The sequence below is a fragment of the Psychrobacter pocilloporae genome (assembly GCF_029872915.1).
Classification (GTDB): domain Bacteria; phylum Pseudomonadota; class Gammaproteobacteria; order Pseudomonadales; family Moraxellaceae; genus Psychrobacter; species Psychrobacter pacificensis.
Genome location: NZ_PGFT01000001.1, coordinates 157,260 through 177,736 on the forward strand (window position 1 = coordinate 157,260; position 20,477 = coordinate 177,736).

15 protein-coding genes are annotated in these 20,477 nt (G+C 44.0%); 2 read left to right on the plus strand and 13 right to left on the minus strand.

The features are described 5' to 3' along the window. Positions 1–81: 81 nt before the first annotated feature. On the minus strand, positions 82–681 hold the full coding sequence (grpE, locus tag CUR83_RS00705) for a nucleotide exchange factor GrpE (RefSeq protein WP_284718866.1): 600 nt from the start codon (positions 679–681) through the stop codon (positions 82–84). 449 nt (positions 682–1,130) lie between these two features. On the opposite strand from grpE, the gene CUR83_RS00710 reads away from it, so the two are divergent. Further along, the gene (locus CUR83_RS00710; RefSeq protein WP_284718867.1) at positions 1,131–2,525 is read left to right on the plus strand and encodes an alpha/beta hydrolase; all 1,395 of its coding nucleotides are present in this window, start codon (positions 1,131–1,133) and stop codon (positions 2,523–2,525) included. Positions 2,526–2,542: 17 nt separating this feature from the next. On the opposite strand, the gene CUR83_RS00715 is transcribed toward CUR83_RS00710, so the two are convergent. From CUR83_RS00715 to fmt, 8 genes are all read right to left on the minus strand, one after another. After that, a complete protein-coding gene (locus CUR83_RS00715; RefSeq protein ID WP_284718868.1) occupies positions 2,543–3,679 on the minus strand; it encodes a metallophosphoesterase in 1,137 nt (378 codons plus the stop codon). Between the two features lie 87 nt (positions 3,680–3,766). Further along, positions 3,767–4,738, minus strand: coding sequence for an epimerase (locus CUR83_RS00720; protein WP_284718869.1), 972 nt, complete (start codon positions 4,736–4,738; stop codon positions 3,767–3,769). A 327-nt stretch (positions 4,739–5,065) separates the two neighbouring features. Then, positions 5,066–5,695: an L-threonylcarbamoyladenylate synthase gene (locus tag CUR83_RS00725; RefSeq protein WP_212564064.1), complete on the minus strand. Its 630-nt coding sequence runs from the start codon at positions 5,693–5,695 to the stop codon at positions 5,066–5,068. A gap of 123 nt (positions 5,696–5,818) precedes the next feature. Further along, a complete protein-coding gene (gene dprA, locus CUR83_RS00730) occupies positions 5,819–7,069 on the minus strand; it encodes a DNA-processing protein DprA (protein WP_284719790.1) in 1,251 nt (416 codons plus the stop codon). A gap of 57 nt (positions 7,070–7,126) precedes the next feature. Next, complete coding sequence (locus CUR83_RS00735; protein WP_284718870.1) at positions 7,127–8,236, minus strand: LysM peptidoglycan-binding domain-containing protein; 1,110 nt, start codon at positions 8,234–8,236, stop codon at positions 7,127–7,129. A gap of 324 nt (positions 8,237–8,560) precedes the next feature. Next, entirely contained in the window at positions 8,561–9,982 is a 1,422-nt protein-coding gene (gene thrC, locus CUR83_RS00740; RefSeq protein WP_284718871.1) for a threonine synthase, read from the minus strand. A gap of 46 nt (positions 9,983–10,028) precedes the next feature. After that, on the minus strand, positions 10,029–11,627 hold the full coding sequence (locus CUR83_RS00745; protein ID WP_212564061.1) for a transcription antitermination factor NusB: 1,599 nt from the start codon (positions 11,625–11,627) through the stop codon (positions 10,029–10,031). A gap of 80 nt (positions 11,628–11,707) precedes the next feature. Next, the gene (gene fmt, locus CUR83_RS00750) at positions 11,708–12,796 is read right to left on the minus strand and encodes a methionyl-tRNA formyltransferase (RefSeq protein ID WP_284718872.1); all 1,089 of its coding nucleotides are present in this window, start codon (positions 12,794–12,796) and stop codon (positions 11,708–11,710) included. 314 nt (positions 12,797–13,110) lie between these two features. Between fmt and CUR83_RS00755 the strand changes: the two genes are divergently transcribed. Next, on the plus strand, positions 13,111–15,975 hold the full coding sequence (locus CUR83_RS00755) for a response regulator (protein ID WP_284718873.1): 2,865 nt from the start codon (positions 13,111–13,113) through the stop codon (positions 15,973–15,975). 196 nt (positions 15,976–16,171) lie between these two features. Here CUR83_RS00755 and CUR83_RS00760 read toward each other — a convergent pair whose 3' ends face one another. The 4 genes from CUR83_RS00760 to mnmE all read right to left on the minus strand — a co-directional run bounded on the left by CUR83_RS00760 (position 16,172) and on the right by mnmE (position 20,435). Further along, positions 16,172–16,846, minus strand: coding sequence for a riboflavin synthase (locus tag CUR83_RS00760; protein ID WP_071002669.1), 675 nt, complete (start codon positions 16,844–16,846; stop codon positions 16,172–16,174). 437 nt (positions 16,847–17,283) lie between these two features. Further along, entirely contained in the window at positions 17,284–18,339 is a 1,056-nt protein-coding gene (gene ribD / locus CUR83_RS00765) for a bifunctional diaminohydroxyphosphoribosylaminopyrimidine deaminase/5-amino-6-(5-phosphoribosylamino)uracil reductase RibD (RefSeq protein ID WP_071002668.1), read from the minus strand. 113 nt (positions 18,340–18,452) lie between these two features. After that, the gene (gene nrdR, locus CUR83_RS00770) at positions 18,453–18,911 is read right to left on the minus strand and encodes a transcriptional regulator NrdR (protein ID WP_071002667.1); all 459 of its coding nucleotides are present in this window, start codon (positions 18,909–18,911) and stop codon (positions 18,453–18,455) included. An 87-nt stretch (positions 18,912–18,998) separates the two neighbouring features. Beyond that, positions 18,999–20,435: a tRNA uridine-5-carboxymethylaminomethyl(34) synthesis GTPase MnmE gene (mnmE, locus tag CUR83_RS00775; RefSeq protein ID WP_093070253.1), complete on the minus strand. Its 1,437-nt coding sequence runs from the start codon at positions 20,433–20,435 to the stop codon at positions 18,999–19,001. Positions 20,436–20,477 lie beyond the last annotated feature (42 nt).

The window sequence follows — 20,477 nt, forward strand, 5'->3', positions numbered from 1 at the left end:
GCGCTAATCAAGCAAAAACAGTCTTTCATGTGATTTTTTGTGAAAAACCTTCATATTAGTAGGGTTTAACCCCAAAAAATATTATTGACCAACACGTACCATGGCTGGACGTAGTAGACGACCGTTTAAGCTATAGCCTTTTTGTAGGACTGTACCGACGGTGTCAGCTTCTGCTTCTGGATCGATACCCACTGCTTCATGGAAATCAGCGTTGAATTTCTCACCTTCTGGATCGACCACTTCTACGCCGTGACGTGTAAGTACAGAGACCAATGCTTTGTGAGTTAATTGTACCCCTTCAGCGACTGGGTCATTCGCGTCTGCGTTTTCGATAGCGCGCTCTAAGTTATCGACGATATCGAGTAGCTCTTTTGCAAATTTTTGAAGAGCGAATTTTTTGCTCTTATCCGCTTCTTGCTCAGCGCGCTTTTGTGCATTGTAAGCTTCGGCGTTGGCGCGAGCAGTGCTTTCTTTGGCTTGCTTCACTTCACCTTCTAACTCAGCGATACGCGCTTTGAACGTATCAAGATCGATCTCGTTTTCGATGGTGGCGTCTTCACCTGAGTTGTTCTGTGGATCAAACTCGTTCATGGTTTCTTCTAAGATGCTGTCTTTGTGATCAACATTGTCATGTGCCACTGTTTGATCAAAATTTTCTTGGTTGGTATTTTGCTCGCTCATGATAGCTCCTTGGAATGTCAATAATAATTGAGATAAGACACAATAAATCAGCCAATCGCTGGCTGTATCATGCCTTTATAAGATGCTTAACGGTTATCACTCATTTTTTTTATTAATACGCTCTAATAGCTGCTTGATAAAGGTAGTAAGTATAAATTTCAAGCCTAAAGTAAAGGAATTTTTCGCATTTACGACAAATATGGTTAGATCTTTCTTTAAAACAAGTACTCAGCATTTCTGGGCTTTGTCAACTGATCTCAATATAGGTTAACAAAACGTACAAAAAACCGTCAATTACTCTAAATAGGTTACCATTGCTACCTACGCCATTACTAAATAACACCCTGCTTTACGCACTACTGCCTTATTATTGCTACAAATATAATTCCTTATCTTAAAGTGTACGCTGATGTCACAGTAAACACCTAAAAACAGTTATGAGAGATATTATGTCTAATTCAACAGTATCATCAATCAATACCTTACTGAACAAAACATTGATGGCGCTGCATTTGGCGTCGAACGATGGGATGGTTAGTGAAGTGAAAGACAACGATGTACAAAAAAAGCGTTTGAGCGTGAAAGAAAAAATGCTCAGTTATAACCCAATGACATATTGCCAATCACACACTCTGCACTATGCAATGAAAGGTCTTGGCTATCTACCAACACCAGTATTAGAAGGTTTAATTGGTTACTTAAAAGGGCCTCACTCAAAACAATATTTGCACGCCAATGCTCATTTGCGCCTGATCCTCGCGGTGAATAGTCATCTTAAGACGCCATTAGAGCTGACGCCCATGCATGAACTCCGTAAAAGGTTTGCTGCTGATGCGGTGGCGATGCAAGCACCAAGCGTATGGCACCAAGCAGGTGGCAGTATGCTAAGTAACATCAAACCTTTTATCAAAAAAGGCGAAACACCTGTCAATTGGGAAGATAAAACCATAGCCAACGCGGATGATGGCGATATGACCATTCGCTGCTATCAGGCAGGTACCAAGAGTATTGGCGCTAAAAAAAGACGTGCTCATAACCCTGACCAAACAGCCATGTTGTTTTTTCATGGTGGTGGGTTTTGTATCGGTAATGTCGATACACATCACGAGTTCTGTCACGCAGTCTGTGAGCAGACTGGTTGGCCTGTGGTCAGTGTGGATTATCGCTTGGCTCCTGAGTGTCCTGCACCTGCAGCGTTAAAAGACTGTATCACCGCTTATGCTTGGTTGGCTGAGCATTGCCATACCTTAGGTGCCTTACCGTCACGCATCGTTCTTGCAGGCGATAGCGCAGGTGGTGGTCTTTCTATCTTGATTGCACAGCAACTCACCGCACCAAACGAAAACGCTTGGTTAGATTTGGGTGCAGATGGTCAGAAAATGTTTGATCTATTAAAGAAGCTACCTGCGCCGCTAGCACAGATGCCGCTGTATCCTGTGACTGATATCGAGACAGATTATCCGAGTTGGGAGCTGTATGGTGAAGGCCTGCTATTGGATCACGCTGATGTGGCAGTATTTGATGCCGCTTGTCTTGAGAATAGTCCATTGCCACGCATACATATACTCAATTCGCCAATGCTCGGTGATAACAGCAAAGTATGTCCCACCTATATCGTCGCCGCTGAACTCGATGTATTGCATGATCAGGCATTTGCTTATGCCAAACAGCTAAAGAGTTATAAAGTCCCTGTTGAAACCCATACTGTGCTGGGCGCACCGCACGGCTTTATTCATTTTATGAGCGTGCATCAAGGACTTGGGCAGGAAACAAAAAATATTATTCATGGTTTTGGCGGCTTCGTCCGTGAGGTCATTAGTACAAAATCGCGGCTCGCGGCATAGCGGTTAGCTGGAACTAGCTATTTATTAGTATGATCAGAAACGGTAATTAACCAAACCTCTGAGCGTGAGCCCAATCGAAACGGAATACCCCAAAAGCCATAACCCGAGGACACCACAAAATGTCCTCTGCCAATGGCCTCATACCCATAGCCTAATCGGTTGATGGCGCTCACGATAAAGTTGGCGGGGAATACTTGTCCATTGTGAGTGTGTCCTGATACCTGTAGATCGATTGGTAACTGGCTGTGCTCATCAATCTCGCTTGGTCTATGATCCAGCAGTATCACTAGCTGTGAAGTATCAACGCGCGCAAGCAAATCCGTTGTCGCGACACGCTGGTGTTTATGATTATCAAAACGTCCAACCAGCCATATAGGCTGACCCTCATGTTCGATACCAAACACGTCATCATTTAATAAATGTACGCCTGCATCGACTAACGCTTGGCTGATTGGCTGTTCGTGCCCATACAAATCATGATTACCCAATGTTGCATAGACGCCGTATGGCAGGCTGCTGCATAGCTCAGCTAAGTTTTTTGCCATATTATAGCTATTAAATGCGTCTGTATTGTCATCCATGATATCGCCTGGCATAAGCAGCATATCAGCCTGCGAGTCAATCATTAGACGGTTCAACCTATCTATCGCTGCTACGCCAAATAGTCGTCCTAGATGCAGGTCACTCGCGACCGCAATGCGCAGTGGTTTAGCGAGCGGTTTGTTGACACTAATGGACAGCTTACGTACGACTGGCACATAAGCACTATATAATGCGAAACCGAACAACCCTAAGAATATCAGCAATGCAAGCGCTCGTAGGCCAATAAAAATCATATTAGATTCATATGACGAGGCGCCTAAGAGTGATGTTACTAGCCAGTATCCACCATAGAATAGGCTTATCAGCAATGCCGTGAGCAGCATAAAATGCATAACCAACATCCAACCGCTAACCCAGCGGTAGCTATTGGCAAATACTCTTTTGACACTTAATATCAACAATCCATTAGTAATAATAAATATAGCAGACCATATAGCGATCTGAAGCGTTGGCGTGATCCAAGGCTGTAACCACCACTGTAAGCTTAGTGCAGCGCCCGCACTAAACAGCTGCAAGAGCAAAAAAATGATGATGAAAAATGCGTAACGCATGGATTGCCCTTAGACAGAAATACAATCTAGTGAATATTTAATATAAGCCGACCTTCTTATGTTTCACATAAAACAATCATGATGTAACTACTTTTGATCCTCTAATGCCTGTTTGAGTGTCACGTGCTTGAATGCGTAACCTGCATCTGATAGCGCTTGTGGCAGCACCTTTTGACCATCAATCAGTAGCGTCGACATCTCACCAAACATGAGCTTGAGTAAAAACTCTGGCAAGGTAAAAAGTGTCGGCCGATGTAACCATGAGCCAAGCGTTTTAGTAAAAGTATGGTTACTCACAGGATTGGGCGCCGTGAGATTATAAACAAAGGCTGGCGTATCATTTCTTGTCTCTATGATATTATCGTTATTTGAAACTCTTTGTTTATGGCCAAATTGACTGACAAGATGCTGCTCAATAATAAAAATCGCCGCCCCCACCCAATCGTCACGGCTAATCCAGCTCATGATTTGTTGACCATCACCCAACTGCCCGCCAACGCCAAACTTAAATGGCAATAGTAATTTTGCCACCATACCACCTTCAGGATGTATCACAACGCCTGTTCGTACAATAGCGACAGGGACATCGTAATCAGTCGCTTTGAGCGCCAAGCTCTCCCACTCCTCACATAAGCGATGGGCAAAGTCTGTCTCAAAACTGCTGTGTTCAGTCAATGGCTTATCACCTTGCGTGCCGTACCAACCGATTGCTGAGCCGCTTATTAGTAGTTTTGGCTTTGTTACAGTACGTTCGATGAAGCTTAATATCGATTGAGTAGGCTTAATACGACTGGCTATTAATTGCTCTTTGCGCTCATCGCTCCAACGCGCGTCAGCAATACCTGCGCCAGCTAAGTTCATTATGACATCAAAGCTCATGTCAGACTTTTTAAGCTCGTCATAAGTCATCATATTAATGTCATCAGGATGAGCTTGATTGCTATCTCTGGTCAGCCAAGTAATCATCACCTCTTTACCTTGTGTGCGATACCGTTCGATTAACTCTTGGCTAAATGCACTACCCAAAAACCCTGAGCCACCACTAATTAAAACCTTCATAGCCTACTCCCTATGTGTATCAAATATCGCAGCGATGACCTATTGCTGAAAGATTCATCGTTCAATAAAAATCAGCTCCTTTTAACTATCGTCTACTTTTTTGTCGTTTTTATCAAAATGACTTTTACATACTTTTAGTAAAGCAACGGGAACTAAGGAAGCGGGTTTAGCGATAGCTAGCGCTGAGACGGTATATTTTGCTATGGCTACAGCACGATAACCATAGTAATCTTCAGCTAGTGAAATATGGTCTATCGATGGCGACAGCACAAAAACGACAGTACAAAAGACTAGGCTATAATGGTATGAAAGGTCGTTTATTGCCTACTAACGAATGACTGAGCCTGTCGTTGCATCACGGATTTGGCTGGGTAAGATATAACCTAGAGTATCAGCCTGAAAATAGCCAATCTGCTCACCGAAATAACCATAGGCAGTGTCAAAGGTGCTAGCAGGCGCTTGACCTGATGGGTTGCAGCTAGTCGAAACAATGAAGCCAAATGGGTTATTTGCGCTGACCATCTGTTGGCACAGTTCTCGTATGATAGGATGGGCGATGACCCTGACTGCAATGGTCTGATGCTCACCCATTATCCATGAGGGCATCGTGGTCGAAAGTGTCTGAGGAATGGGTAATAACCAAGTATGCGCTTGGCGATTGTGTAGCTCGCTGTCATTAACATCTGACTGCCAGCTATCGATAATTTGCTGGCGCTGGGCATTATTTAAAGACGCTAGTAGAGGTGACAAACGCTCTACGCTATCGGTAATGACGATCATGCCTTTGGCTTGCGGACGTTGTTTAATATCCAGGATACGCTGCACAGCGGCTTTGTTATAAGGGTCGCAACCAATACCCCAAACGCTTTCTGTTGGGTATGCAAGTAGCTTTGCTTCTTTAAGCCAGTTTGCAGCTTGTGTGGCAGAGTCAGTGATAAAAGGTATAGATTGGCTCATAGCTTACATGTTTCATGCTGGAATAGAGACACTAATAATAGCACAAGAGACAGTCTGACTAAGGTAGCGATATTTAGAACCCATTCTACTTATTCTTATGTGGCAGTTAGGAGTATCGATACGCTATACACGTAAATAGCGTCCGCCTTGCACACTGATAACGCCCATTAGTTCAAGTTCCATCAGCTGTCCAATCAGTTGTGACGGCGCAAGCTGAGTGGCAATAACAAGCGCATCTAAATCCTGTCCATGCCAATCGAGCTGCTCATAAATCTGTGTTAAGTGAACAGGAACAACGATCGCGCTACGAGGGGATTTTATATGAGAAGGTTCTGGCTGACTGACCATTGTGACAGAGTTTCTCTTTACATTTGATGCGACAGATGACTGAGTGACCTCCACTTGGTGGCTATCAGCGCTTATAATATCTGTTGGTCTATACGAGCGCTTGCCATAATCAAGCTGACCGTTGACGTCCTCTAACACCTGCTGAGGATGATAAATCAGCGTTGCGCCTTCACGTATCAGATGATGACAACCCTCGGCATTGCTATTATCAATATGACTTGGAATGGCAAAGACTTGTTTGCCTTGCTCAGAGGTTAAACGGGCGGTAATGAGCGAGCCACTTTTGATCGTCGCTTCGGTCACAATCGTGGCTAGACTCAGCCCAGCAACCAGACGGTTACGGCGCGGAAAGGTATGTTTGTGCGGCTGAGTATGCGGTAATAGCTCACTAATAATACAGCCACCTTGCTCGATGATTTGAGCAAATAACTGGTCACGATGATTGGGATAATTCACATCAATCCCTGTCCCCATCACGCCGATAGTACGACCTTGATAGTCAAGATCAGTCTGCGCCAAAGCTCCTAGATGAGCCCGTTTGTCCACGCCTATCGCCAGACCACTGGTGATGACATACCCTGCCTGTGCCAGATATTGCGCCATATCGAACGTGATTTTTTGGGCATGGGCTGTTGGTTTTCGGCTGCCCACGATAGCAATTTGAGCCTGATGCAGACGCGCGCTATTTCCTCGAAAGAACAATAATGGCGGCGGATCATAAATATGAAGAAGCTGAGCAGGATAGTCGGGCTGACCGGCAAACAATAAACCATAGCGCCCGTCTGTAAGTGCTTGCTGTATCTTATCAATAGCAGCACGTGTCTGCTCTGGCTGCTCATGGCGTTTGAGATGGGTATGATGGAGTCCTAACTGCTTCCAAGCGCCTACTGTAGCCTGCCAAGCAAGCTGCGCATCACCATAAGTCGTTATGAGCTTATGATAAGCAGACAATGATGCATTCACCTCATACCATAGCGCCAATATGGCGCGCTGATCATCGGATAAAGAAGAGGTGACTGCGGTCATTGTCATCTGTCTCGTTTGGGCAAACTTAGTAAAATCGCTTCACAAAGCCTTATGTGCTTATAGATAAGGGGGTGGCAATAGTTGGTCGCCAACATTGAGTGGTAGTTCAGAGTCAAGTACGTAAGCATAGCTGATGTTGTCAAAGGTATTAAACACCATCACCATACCGCTTGGCTCATTGGGCAAGCGTACCGGCATGTCATTATCTCTTACGTCCCTGACCAGCGGGCCTTTTTGATAAACGGTCAGTACATCACCTGGTTTGGCACCATGCAAGCGGCCTAAATTGATCGCTACCACGCTGCCTTTAGCGGCAGAGCTGATTGAGTCCATCACCCGCACAATCATACCACCACGACTGACGCTGGCAGGCGTTGGATAAAAGACAGGTGGGATAGCGTTGTCCAACTCGACAAACACGCGATCGCCTTCACGTACTTCTTTGTCGTAACTGTCAGTAAGCTGTAAGCTGGTAATACCATTCGTTTCTGTCGATGTGACAAGACCAGTCGCGACTTGTGTGACTTCTAGGCCGATAACCTCTTGAGTTTTGGGATCCACATATAGGTCACCCTCACGGTATACCCCGTAGCGCTGACCCACGATAAGCGGGACGCCTTTGGCATAGACTTTATCCCCGCTTGCGGTGATTAGATTGCGATTTTTGGATGCCAAAATATACGGTGTGGTATTGAAATCTTCTGGATTTACAATGAGGGTTTTATCCAGCCAATGCTGAATAGCAGACCATGGTACAGGCGGGATACTATTAGCAGTCGAGGTGATCGCGACGGTGCTGGCAACCACATTACCTGTTAGCTGCTTTTCAATACCTGCACAGCCCTCACCAGTATCAACCCCTACCAAAGTCTTGCCCTGAATGACACACAGAATAAGAATATCATCAGGATAAATAAGGTTTGGATTTTTTATTTGCTTGTTGGTGGCCCAAATCTCTTTCCAGCGCCACGGACTGTCGAGGTAGCGACCTGAGATATCCCATAGCGTATCGCCTTTTTTGACGATATAGCGATTGGGTGCATCTGCTTTTATGGTAGGTGGTGGATTATTGGCGTGGGCTGTGGTCATCAACATGGCACTGCTAAATGTCGTAACTAATAATCCTTTTGCCAGTGCTTTTGCTGTCTTTTTTAAGCTCATCTTCATCGTTATATCCACAATAGGCACCACTGTTTCGGTCACAATAAACCACACTCGTTTTTTACCAAATCCATAAAATATTTTATAAAAATAATTTAGATTATCAGTAGTTTATAGGTGATTTTATCATAACAACGATAGGGCAGCTGTTCAGTATAATTGGCTAGAAATATTCCGAAAAAAGCGTCTAGCACCATGATGGCTCGCCGACGCTGTTTCTAATACTACAATTATCTATACCATAACACAATCATAAACACTTTATTACAATGGTGTAACTTTTATACAAACGCTTCTATCTATAGAAGATGAACTCAAAACGTTTATCGCTTATGCTAGATTTGGTTCAACATGTTGACGAATTTGCTCAGCAACCAATTCAGCTTTGTTCTCTAGTACAGTCACATGTTGTGGCAGGCTTTCTAAACCTTCCGTGTGAGCTGGACGCTCGATGTCGATTTGCCCCACTGCTTCAATAATAGTGTCAGCAAATTTAACAGGCAAGGCCGTCTCTGCACAGATAATGACTTCGCCTTCACGCTGTAGCTCTTTGGCAACCTTGATACCGTCAGCTGTATGCGGATCGACAAGTTCGCCATGCTGTTCATACAATGCTTTGATCGTGTTTAAGCGATCGCTATGGGTTGATTTGCCAGCAGCAAAGCCATAACGCGTATTGACCGCCTCCATCAAATCAGACAAGTCAAACCCTTGACCTGATTTTACACCGTCAAATAACTCATGAACGCGTGCGCTGTCTTTATCCAGCAACAAGTAAACAAAACGTTCAAAGTTTGAGGCTTTTGAGATATCCATTGATGGACTTGAAGTCACGTAAGTTTTGTCAGTGGGACGTGGCTGATAAGCACCTTGATTGAAAAAGTCATTGAGGACGTCGTTTTCGTTGGTGGCGACGATCAAACGCTCAACGGGCAAGCCCATTTCACGAGCGATGTGACCGGCACAAATATTACCAAAGTTACCTGAAGGCACGCTAAAGCTGACTTTTTCATCATTGCTTGTCGTCACCGCAAAATAGGCTTTAAAGTAATAAACGATCTGCGCGAGGATGCGTCCCCAGTTGATAGAGTTGACCGTGCCCAAGTCATACTGAGCTTTGAAATCAGCATCTTGTTGCAGCGCTTTGACGATATCCTGACAATCATCGAACATGCCATCGATCGCGATATTATGAATATTATCGTCGGTCAAGCTGTACATTTGTGCGCGCTGAAACTCACTCATTTTGCCATGCGGTGATAGCATAAAGACTTCGACGTTTTCTTTACCGCGCAATGCGTATTCCGCCGCACTACCCGTGTCGCCACTGGTCGCGCCGATAATGGTAATACGCGCCCCTTTTTGCTTGAGCACATATTCAAAAGCATTGCCCAAGAACTGCATAGCAACGTCTTTAAACGCCAGCGTTGGGCCGTTTGATAATCCTAAAATGTATAAGTTGTCTTCGAGCTTGCGGACAGGAACAATGTCATCAGAGCCAAATATATCAGCCGTATAAGTGCGATCAATAATGTCTTTTAGATCCGCATAAGGAATGTCTGTAGCAAAGCGCTGCATAATCGCAAGTGCCAGCTCTGGATAGCTCAGCGTACGCCACTCATCAAGGACAGCGCCGTCAACGGTCGGGTAATGCTCAGGCAACATCAAGCCACCATCTGGCGCAAGCCCCATTAATAGCACTTCACTAAAGTCCATTGGTGCTGTCTGACCACGAGTACTGATATATTTCATTAGATTGTCCTGTCTACAATAATGTTATTCAATAGTTAAAAGCGGTTTATTCAGCAGTCTTTTGCAATAACGCATAATAAAAACCATCGCCACTCTCGCTATCGATTGGCAAGCACTGGCGACCAATCGCTTGGGCAATACCCCAATTGCAGTCCTCAGTAAACTCAATCGCTACCGCATCATTATGATGAGTGATAAAGTCCTGCATTTGCTCGACGTTTTCTTGCTTTAAGATAGAGCACGTGACATACAGCAAATAACCGCCAGCTTTCAATTGTGGCCATAGGTTATGCAAAATATCGGCTTGCAGCAAGGCGGTTTGCTCGATGTCTTTTTCGGTACGCAAAATACTAATATCAGGATGACGGCGAATCACGCCCGTTGCGGTACAAGGAGAATCCAATAATATTGCATCGAATACTGGTTCATTTGTCGCAGCTTTTTTATTTTTACCATGCTGCCATCTGGTGGCATCAGCGCAGACAACGTTAAGGGCGATATTTTTTTCAGCTTGCTCTAAGTCTTGCTGTTTGAGATTGAGACGCTGTAGATTGTCATAGATGCGTTCGATGCGCGGTGCTTCATTATCGATAGCGGTCAGCTTGAGTTTAGAAGCTAAAGGCTTTGCTTCCGCATCATCTTGTTTCACGTGAAACAACGATGAAGAGTCATTTGAGCTGAGTAACTGCAACCAGTGGGCAAGCTTGCCACCAGGCGCCGCGCAAGCATCTAAAATATGTATCTCGTTATTGGTATTTTCCGTATCAGATTTTTCAGCGTTGAGCTTTGCCATTAACGCTTTATTGATGATAGGTGCCGCAAGCTGAGCATGCATATCTTGCACGCTGGCAATGCCTTCGAAAAAATGAGGCAAAGCATTGACAGCGGTAGTCTGATGCAGTCTTAAGCCTTTGGTCGATAGTATTGTAGTAGTCTCTGACGAGTTTGCTACGTTAAAACCAGTCGTTAGCTCAACGATATCTGCATCAATTTCTGCGCCATACAGCGACTGTTGATAATCCTCTACTGAAGTAACTGCAGAGTTGACTCGCAAAAACATCGGTGCCACTTGGCGTAAGCCTTGGGTCAGCGCATCGTACTGCTCACTCCAATCTTGCTTAAGCTGATAGGCAAGCCAATTCGGTAAGCTGTGTTTTTTATCGCACTTTTTACGAAATTTACTTGGGTTCTTAGCGACTTTGCGCAAAATAGCGTTGATTAAACCAGTTGCATGGGCAAACTCAATCTCTTTTGCCGCTTCAACCGTTTCATGAATCGCGGCATGATCTGCCACTTCCAAATACAGTAACTGCACCAAACCCACTTGAATTGTGGTACGAACTTCGACCTCGTCAATAGGGTTGTCCGCTAGCGTGTCGAGCAATCGTGCAAGGGCATGCCATTGGCGTAATGTTGTGAGCAATAAAGCATGCGCAAAACCTTTATCACCATCGTGCAGACTGTTTAGTAATGGGTCAAGCACGCTTGAGAGCGAATGACCATTTTGAATAGCAAGCAAGGTACGAATCACGCGAACGCGAACGCTGCCATTCATGATTAGATTGCTTGATGGCTTGAGCTTGTTGTTTCTAAGTGCATTGTTTCTAGGTGCATTGTTTTTAGACGCGCTATTGGTTTGTCTCATGAAGTTGTAGTTCCTTGACGTATGATTGATCGCGTCTTGTGCTAGTAGGGTTAAATGTCGTTAAAGCTATTTAGATGAAGCTATTTTGATTCTGCTGTGAATTGATCACCGTCGTTTAGCTGATTACCATGACAAAGCTGTTCCGCGGTCATCGGCTTACCACCAGCAAACTGTAATTTAGTTATCGCCAATGTGTTGCTGAGTTGTACGTCATGAGCGGCATTATCATTTGGTTGTTCAGCCTCTTGACCACAAGCCACCAAAATTGCCTTGCGCCCGACACTCACGACTGTACCCGCAGGCTTATCTGTTTTTTGCGTGGTATTGATGGGTAGTGCCGCGAGTATTTTGACGCGTTGCCCATTTAGAAAGGTATAAGCGCCTGGCCACGGGGTCAATCCACGAATTTGGCGCTCGATGGTAGCAGCGGGCTTTGTCCAGTCAACCTCGCCTTCAGTTTTTACGAGCTTTTCGGCATAATTTGCCTGACTGTCATCTTGGACAACGGCCTGTGCTTGGTAATGTGATAACTCTTTTAATACTGTGGCGATAGCCGTCGCACCAAGCGCTGCCATCTTATCATGTAGGCTCGCTGCCGTCTCATCAGGCTCTATACTAGCGCTCACCTTATAGAGCATATCACCAGTATCAAGCCCTTTATCCATCTGCATGATGGTGATACCTGTCTCATCATCACCTGCTAATAATGCACGATGAATAGGTGCGGCACCGCGCCAACGTGGCAACAATGAGGCATGAATATTTAGACAACCATGTGTGGGTGTGGTCAATACACCGATAGGCAAAATCAAACCGTAGGCGGCGACAATCATAAGATCTGGCTGATACGTACGCAACGTCTGTCGTGCTGCCATGCCCTCTGTGCTGGATTTTTTGAAGGTGATTGGCTGCTCTACCGCAATATCATTCGCTAATGCCACTTCTTTGACAGCAGAGGCTGATAGCTTTTGGCCGCGTCCTGCTTTGCGATCTGGCTGGGTATATACCGCGACAATATCAATATTAAGTGCGTCTTGCTGGCGAATGAGCGCTTCTAGACTAATGGCAGCAAACTCAGGCGTGCCTGCAAATATTACCCTTAGTCGCTCGGTAGATAGTTTATTATTGTTTATAGATGTATTAGACAGATCAAAAGTGGCAGTAGTCATAGTCTTGCATTATATAAGGTTAATTTGCCCATTATAGGTGAGTTTACGATGTTGTGCCATAATTGTGGTAGTCTCAATCCAGTATGACTAATGACGATTTTTGCCTTTATAATATAAAAAGTGTCATTGCTCTAGTTATCGACCTTTTTATAGAATAAAAATACTTCTTCAGCAATACTCTATAAATAACACACTATTATTCTGCTATAGATAATAAAAAGGTATTAGCACCAAGGTTTTGAATAAATCAATTACTATAACAAACGATGATGATTTCACTATATGTTTTTGTGTCGATATAGGGCCATGCTCTCATGCAACAGTTTAAGTCCTTACAGCGATTATTGATCTTCTATGCATCGACCTTGCTGGTCATGCTATTGCTGTACTATGTCACGTTTTTTGATGGGTTGAGACATCATAGCGAACAACACAGTATAGATACTTTTCATGCATTACAGTACAGTATTACTGAGCATGCCGCGCCTATCGATGTAGAAATAGAAAAAATCCTAAAACAGCCTGCTTTTGACCATATCAGTTATCAGCTTATTTTGATGATGCCATCTGGGCAAACCTATATCCATCGTAAGACTCGACCTAATGAATCAGCTTTTACGACAGTAACGTTTCCAACAGTCAATGCCGCCACTTTTTCTAAGGACAATCAAAGTGCTTATACAGTCAGTAGTAGTGCTTTAACAGGAACGATAAAGCTCGAAAGTGGTCATCAGGTTTATATTGTGTTGCGCTATGAGCCTTTGACTGTCGAATGGACCTCGTACCGTTATTGGCTACCATTAACGGTGGCTCTGATACTATTTTTTATTGCTTTATTTTACATGCTCCACCGTCGAACCAACTGGGAGCAGCTAATAGCTTACACTGATAATTTGAGTGTTCATGCAAAAGAGTCTTATACGCCGACGCCCTTTTTACAAGAAAAGTCCACCACTGAGTTTTTGCTGCTAGGTCATGCACTGAGCCGTGTCAGTTATCAGCTACACAACGACTATCGACGTATCAAAACATTAAATCATCGTTTGGAGCGCTTGGTTGATCAGGCACCACTGCCAATGCTGATGAGCTTACGTCATGGTCAGATTAGTTTTTATAATCAACGCTTTGAAACAATATTTACACCCTCTACCAAAAACGGACACAGGCATATAATCACTGATTTCGTCATGGGCAAAGACGAGGCTACTCAGCACATACTTCAAACGCTAGCTGGTTTACAAGTCTCGCGTACATTGACCGTCTACGGAATACAAAACAAACAAAACTACCAGTTGCATGCCACTCCATGGTTCGGTGAGCATGGACAAGTTCATGGTTTTACGGTAATGCTTAATGATATCAGTGAGCTGGTTAATCAGAACGAGCAGTTGCAACAGCAAAATAAACAGCTACAGCAAAAGGTTGATGAGTTCAATAAACTTAGGTTTGTCATCGGTCATAAGTTGCGCATACCGCTAGAAGCTATGATCGATATCCTTGAGCCAATCGATCCGAACACGTTGAATGCAAGACAAAACAAAACATTAGATACTTTGATTACCACCAGTCAGAACATGCTCACCGCACTCAACGAGACGCTACATATAGGAAATATCGAGGTTAGAAAAACCCGCCTTAATATTGAGCCCGTCGATATTTATAAGCTTGGTCAGGAAGTTAATGAGCTAATCATAAATGATACGAGGCAAAGAGGGCTTGAGCTGATTTACTTTTTTGCCCCAGACTGTCCACGCTCTATTGGTACTGATGACGTGCGTCTCCGGCAGATTTTGCTGAATCTACTGCATAATGCCGTAAAATTCACCCCCTCCGGACATGTCGCACTTATTATAGAACAAACTGACTACGAGCAAATGTCAGAGGCTAACAAAGAGACCTTACAGTCTATCAATAAAAACCTTACCGCAGATGCAGTGAGTTGCTGGGTGCGCTTTAGTGTGCAGGACACTGGTATCGGTATCACATCTGCCAAACAGCATCAGCTCTTGTCGTACTTAAATAAACCTCATAGCCAAGATATCAACCCAGTAGCGCAAAATGCTATCGATGCAGGGTTGGGACTAAAAAACGTCAATAGCTTTGCGCGATTACTAGGCGGCTTTATAGAACTAACCAGTACCGTGAATGAAGGTAGCATGTTCAACCTTTATTTGCCTTGCCGACGCCCAAACTATCAGTCGGTATATCATCCTAGTCAGCACCTAAATCATATTTGCCTAATCGCGATCGTCCACCAGCCGCTTGTCGCGCAACATTTACAGCGGCTTTGTGAGCACTTAGCGATATCTAGCACTATTTATACTGCTGTAGACCTAGCGACTATAGAGCAATTAACAGAACGCCTAAGTCAAGATCAGCAAAGCTTGGCACCCATACTTCTACTAGATTATGAGTACTATGATACCAGCGCGATCTTAGTTGGTAATAAGCCCGATACTGACAGCTCAGCGAAATATCAAAACTCATTATCACAAGAGCAGGCTGACCTCACAAAACCCCATTTAACGCACAGCAATCACATAGTCACTAGCATCGATAGACGGCAGGCATTAAATAGCCTACTCGCTAATACATCCTTACCTAAAATACTATTTAGTATGAAACCTGAGCGCCGTATACCCTCTATGTTACTCGATCAATGCGATGGCTTTTTGGCAAAACCTTTAGATAGTGCGCTATTACTGTCTGAAATCCTGCGCTTGACAATGCCAGCTAGAAAAAAGCTAACACAAACACAAGATATTAAAGAGAACATTAGCGAGACAACTGCTCAAGAAGAAAGTTCGCAGCCATTATCACCCCTTATCTTAGTGGTGGAAGATAGCCCAACCAATCAAAAAATAGCCTGCAAAATGCTAAGTAAACTTGGCTATCGCAGTATCGTTGCAGAAGATGGTCAGCAAGCGCTTGATATATTAGCCAGCCAGCGTGAAGAGATCTCCCTCATTTTGATGGACTGCCGGATGCCAGTCATGGACGGTCTACAAGCTACTCAGGCAATCCGCGCACAAGACGACGATATACCTATTGTCGCACTAACGGCGAATAATACAGAAGAGGATCGCAAGGCGTGCATGCAAGTGGGAATGGATGAGTTTTTATCCAAGCCTATCCGTAAAGAGGATCTAGAAACCGTTCTACAAAGCTTTATACCCTAAACGTTAATAACAAAATCACCCTCTCAACATTATAGTTGATCCAATTTAAGAGCGGTACAAGGCAACCGAGTGCAGATGTATCTGTCATACTTCAAGCGAGGTTAACGATGTAACGCTTTTATAGTGGATTGACTATACTTTGATTTCGTAATATGGACAGGGTGAATATTTAAACAGGTAAGTACAGCCTCAAACGTTATTTCATAAAGCCATTATCTGCTAAAAAAGCTTCTGTAATTTGGCTTTGAGGATTTGCAGTATTCATACCACCAGATTGTGATTTATTTAGCAAACGCTCCAAATAGCGTGCAACGATATCCACCTCTATATTCACCTTACTGCCTACCAGCCAGTGTTTCGCAATATTAGTCACTTGTGCCGTATGCGGGATAATATTTAAAGAAACGATATTGTCACGTACCAGATTGGTAGTCAAACTAATCCCATCTACCGTGATAGAACCTTTGGTCGCTGTATAGTGCGCCAACTCTTGTGGTATCTCAATCTCAATATAAATAGAACGTGCGTCTTGCTGTAGTTTACTGACGACACCTACCCCATCCACGTGACCGGCAACAATATGGCCACCAAAACGAGTCGTTGGTAGCATCGCTTTTTCTAAATTGACCGTATGACCTGCTTTTAATGCTTCTAGCGCTGTTCGAGCAATAGTTTCACGTGAAACATCAACAGAGTAATGGTTATTACCTAGCTCTACAACAGTCAAACAGATACCGTTCGATGCAATAGAATCACCGAGCTTTACGTCGCTAAAATCTAGGTCGTTAGACTCTATTGTTAAGCGTATATCACCGCCCGTTGGTTGCATCGATTTTACGGTTCCAACGCTTTCTATAATTCCAGTAAACATATCATCCTCATCTCGTTATTATAATGCTGTTATAAACACATCACTTTATTTATCAAATACTTAACCAAATTTCTTAGTGCTGTCTTTCTGAGTACACTTCGCAGTGAAACACACGGGAAATGCAGGCGGTCATAGGATAGATTGTGGATAAGTAAGTATAAGTCAATAGAATATTCTTAAAGTCTTTATTAATTATAGAGTTATCCACAATGATGCTAAATTTAGTTTAGCGCTCGCAACGTAAGATTTAAAAAAACATAAGTTATTGATTAGTATATAATTTATCATAAAAACTCAAAAATAATCAGCTTTTCATGTTTCATGTGGAACAAAGTTATACACAGTTTCATGTGGAACATTTAAAATAGTAACGTACTTATCCACATATAGTTCACATTATAAGCATTTTGCGGATAACAAAATCACAAATAAGCAACCTACAAAGGCAATAGCGTTAATTTAAGGTCAGAACCAAGTTTCTCATAATTATAAATATCGAAGCGCAACTGTTGAGCCAGTGAGATAGGATTGAAATTGACCATTGGTCGCGCTTGATCACCAAGGAGACAAGGCGCCTGATAAACAATCAATTCATCGACGAGCTGCTGACTCAAAAAACTTCCCGCAACGCCAGCACCCGCCTCCACCAAGACATCATAACACTGATGGTCTCTGACTAATGTTGCTAGTAAATCAGTGAGATCATCTGTGCGCCAATAAATCGTATCTGTACGGCGGCACAATTGATAATCAGACTGAGCACTGTGCTCTAAACGCTGACGTCTATCGAGCACTACAATCTGAGGTGATGGTATTTTTTCGGGTAATACGCCTAGTTTATTTGAACGCACGTTGAGCTGCGGATCATCAGCTATCACTGTCTCACTACCGGTTATGATTGCCCCACTTCGTGCGCGTATCTTTTGTACATCTTCGCGGGCTGCGTTTGATGTAATCCATTTTGACTCACCAGATGCCATCGCGGTGCGACCATCTAGGCTAGTCGCTATTTTTAATCTGACATATGGCATCTGAGTCCGCATGGCTTTTAAAAACCCGCGATTTAATGCTTCTGCCTGCTCCGTCAGTATGCCAACTGTCACTTCAATACCAGCTTGCTTAAGTAGCTTTACCCCGCGACCTGCCACCTGTGGATTGGGGTCTAGGCCGGCAATCACAACACGCTTTACATTAGCTTTAATAAGTGCCAACGCACACGGCGGTGTACGGCCTGTATGGCTGCATGGCTCTAGAGTCACATAAGCCGTTGCGCCCACTGCTCGATCGCCTGCTTCTTTTAATGCAAATACCTCTGCATGTGGCTCACCAGCTTTCGGATGAAACCCTTGACCGACCACTTCTTCAGTTTGGACGATGACACAACCTACTACTGGATTTGGCCTAGTAGTATATAAACCGAGCTTAGCTTGTTCGATAGCAAGCATCATAAAGTAGCGATCTTGCGCATCTTGAGAGTGATTTATAGTTGGCATAACAGTAGGCTTATGAATGATTGGTAATAATTACGGAGAATTTTATTTAATAATCTAGGCGCTTTGAACTCAAAATCAGTTTAATAGTTAGACATATTTATTGATGTACCAGCTTATTTGTCATTTGGACGGATATTGGCAATTTCCTGATGAAAAGCATCAATGTCTTGAAAGTCGCGATAGACGCTAGCAAAGCGCACATAGGCAACATCATCTAAAGTTTTTAGCTCACTCATGATGATTTCGCCCAAGACTTTACTACTGATTTCACGCTCACCCATCTGTCTGACGCGTTTTTCAACTCGGCTGATCATTGCTTCTTGCTCATCGATAGTGATGGGGCGCTTTTGCAAAGGCAATAAGATAGACCGACGCAGCTTTTCATTGTCGTAAGGTTCAATCTTGTTGCTGGATTTGATAATCCTTGGCATCACCACTTCTACCATCTCAAACGTTGTAAAACGCTCTTGGCAACTGTTGCATGAACGGCGGCGACGCACTTGCGCACCTTCTGCAGCAAGACGTGAGTCAATCACTTTTGTCTCTGATGCATTACAATACGGGCAGTGCATAGCAATTCCTTCTTTTATGACTAAGAATAAAAGCAAAACTTATGAGATAGACAAATGTATTGAGTAATAGATAGAGTTATTCAACCGTTATTTACCAATACAAAAACTACCAAATATTTTGCCAAGCAAATCATCAGCACTAAACTCACCTGTAATCTCACCCAAACTCTGCTGGGCCTGACGCAAGCTTTCAGCAACCAACTCACCTGCTTGGAATACCGTTAACTGCTCATGCGCCTCTGTTAAACAGTTGGCTGTCCGTCTGAGAGCATCTATATGACGAGTACGAGCGATTAAGCTATTTTCTGGTGGATGAAAACCTACCTTAGCGCATAGTGCTTCGACTAAATTATCGATACCAGCGCCTGTTTCACATGAAACATTAACTTGTTCGTAGCCTCTATCTTTGATTTCGGCTTGCATCGTAGAGGCAGATTTTTCGCTACTATCATCGCTCAGTAGATCACTTTTATTGGCAATGATGAGTAAGCGTTTGGCATCTGGCAGCTCGCCGAATAACTGCTCAGCCAATTGCAACGGTGTGCTTTCTTCTTCAACATCGCGAGTCACATCGTAAACCATCAGCAGCATATCAGCTTGGGTAATGGCGGTACGGGCACGTTCAATGCCGATACGCTCTACGGTATCCTCTGTATCACGTAAGCCTGCCGTATCGGTAAGGTGAAGTGTCAAACCATTGAGCACGACCGTCTCTTGTAACGTATCACGCGTGGTGCCAGCGACATCGGTCACGATAGCACGTTCTTGCCCTGCTAGACGATTTAGCAGGCTTGATTTACCAGCATTTGGCCTACCTGCTAGGACAACATGGATACCATCACGTAAGAGCTGACCTTGCTTTGCTGTGGCTAAGACTTGCTGTATCTTATCTTGCGTTTGCTCAAGTTTGCTCTGTATCACGCCGTCAGATAAAAAATCGACATCCTCTTCATCAGGGAAATCAATGGCAGCCTCAACGTGCAAGCGCAAATGAATCAACTGTTCTAATAGCTGGTTTATTTTTTGGGAGAACTCACCACTTAGTGAACGAATCGCACTACTCGCGGCCGCCGCACTGGTCGCATCAATCGCATCAGCGATCGCCTCTGCCTGCACCAAATCCAACTTATCGTTATCAAAAGCGCGATAAGAAAACTCTCCGGCACTCGCTTGTTTGGCGCCTAATTCAAATACACGTGCAAGCAACTGGTTCTGTAAAATAACGCCGCCATGCCCTTGCAGCTCAATCACATCTTCACCCGTGAATGAGTGCGGACTTTTAAAGAACAGTACGAGCCCTTCATCAATAACGGTGCCATCCGCCTGATAAAAGCGGCAGAAGCTAGCCATACGCGGCGTAAAAGCAGATTTACCCGTCAGCGCGCAGGCCATGGCGTAAGCACGGCTACCTGACAGACGTATAACACCCACACCCCCTCGCCCGAGTGGCGTTGCAATCGCAGCAATCGTGGCGAGTCCCGATGTATTAGATTTTTCAGAATGATTCGGTGTGGCTAATGCCATCTCTAAGGAATCCACAATAACTCTCAATAACTAAAAATCCCA

Coding starts and splice junctions, on each gene's coding strand:
- grpE (WP_284718866.1), bottom strand. CDS start 681: ATGAGCGAGCAAAATACCAACCAAGAAAATTTTGATCAAACAGTGGCA.
- CUR83_RS00710 (WP_284718867.1), top strand. CDS start 1,131: ATGTCTAATTCAACAGTATCATCAATCAATACCTTACTGAACAAAACA.
- CUR83_RS00715 (WP_284718868.1), bottom strand. CDS start 3,679: ATGCGTTACGCATTTTTCATCATCATTTTTTTGCTCTTGCAGCTGTTT.
- CUR83_RS00720 (WP_284718869.1), bottom strand. CDS start 4,738: ATGAAGGTTTTAATTAGTGGTGGCTCAGGGTTTTTGGGTAGTGCATTT.
- CUR83_RS00725 (WP_212564064.1), bottom strand. CDS start 5,695: ATGAGCCAATCTATACCTTTTATCACTGACTCTGCCACACAAGCTGCA.
- dprA (WP_284719790.1), bottom strand. CDS start 7,069: ATGACCGCAGTCACCTCTTCTTTATCCGATGATCAGCGCGCCATATTG.
- CUR83_RS00735 (WP_284718870.1), bottom strand. CDS start 8,236: ATGAAGATGAGCTTAAAAAAGACAGCAAAAGCACTGGCAAAAGGATTA.
- thrC (WP_284718871.1), bottom strand. CDS start 9,982: ATGAAATATATCAGTACTCGTGGTCAGACAGCACCAATGGACTTTAGT.
- CUR83_RS00745 (WP_212564061.1), bottom strand. CDS start 11,627: ATGAGACAAACCAATAGCGCGTCTAAAAACAATGCACCTAGAAACAAT.
- fmt (WP_284718872.1), bottom strand. CDS start 12,796: ATGACTACTGCCACTTTTGATCTGTCTAATACATCTATAAACAATAAT.
- CUR83_RS00755 (WP_284718873.1), top strand. CDS start 13,111: ATGCAACAGTTTAAGTCCTTACAGCGATTATTGATCTTCTATGCATCG.
- CUR83_RS00760 (WP_071002669.1), bottom strand. CDS start 16,846: ATGTTTACTGGAATTATAGAAAGCGTTGGAACCGTAAAATCGATGCAA.
- ribD (WP_071002668.1), bottom strand. CDS start 18,339: ATGCCAACTATAAATCACTCTCAAGATGCGCAAGATCGCTACTTTATG.
- nrdR (WP_071002667.1), bottom strand. CDS start 18,911: ATGCACTGCCCGTATTGTAATGCATCAGAGACAAAAGTGATTGACTCA.
- mnmE (WP_093070253.1), bottom strand. CDS start 20,435: ATGGCATTAGCCACACCGAATCATTCTGAAAAATCTAATACATCGGGA.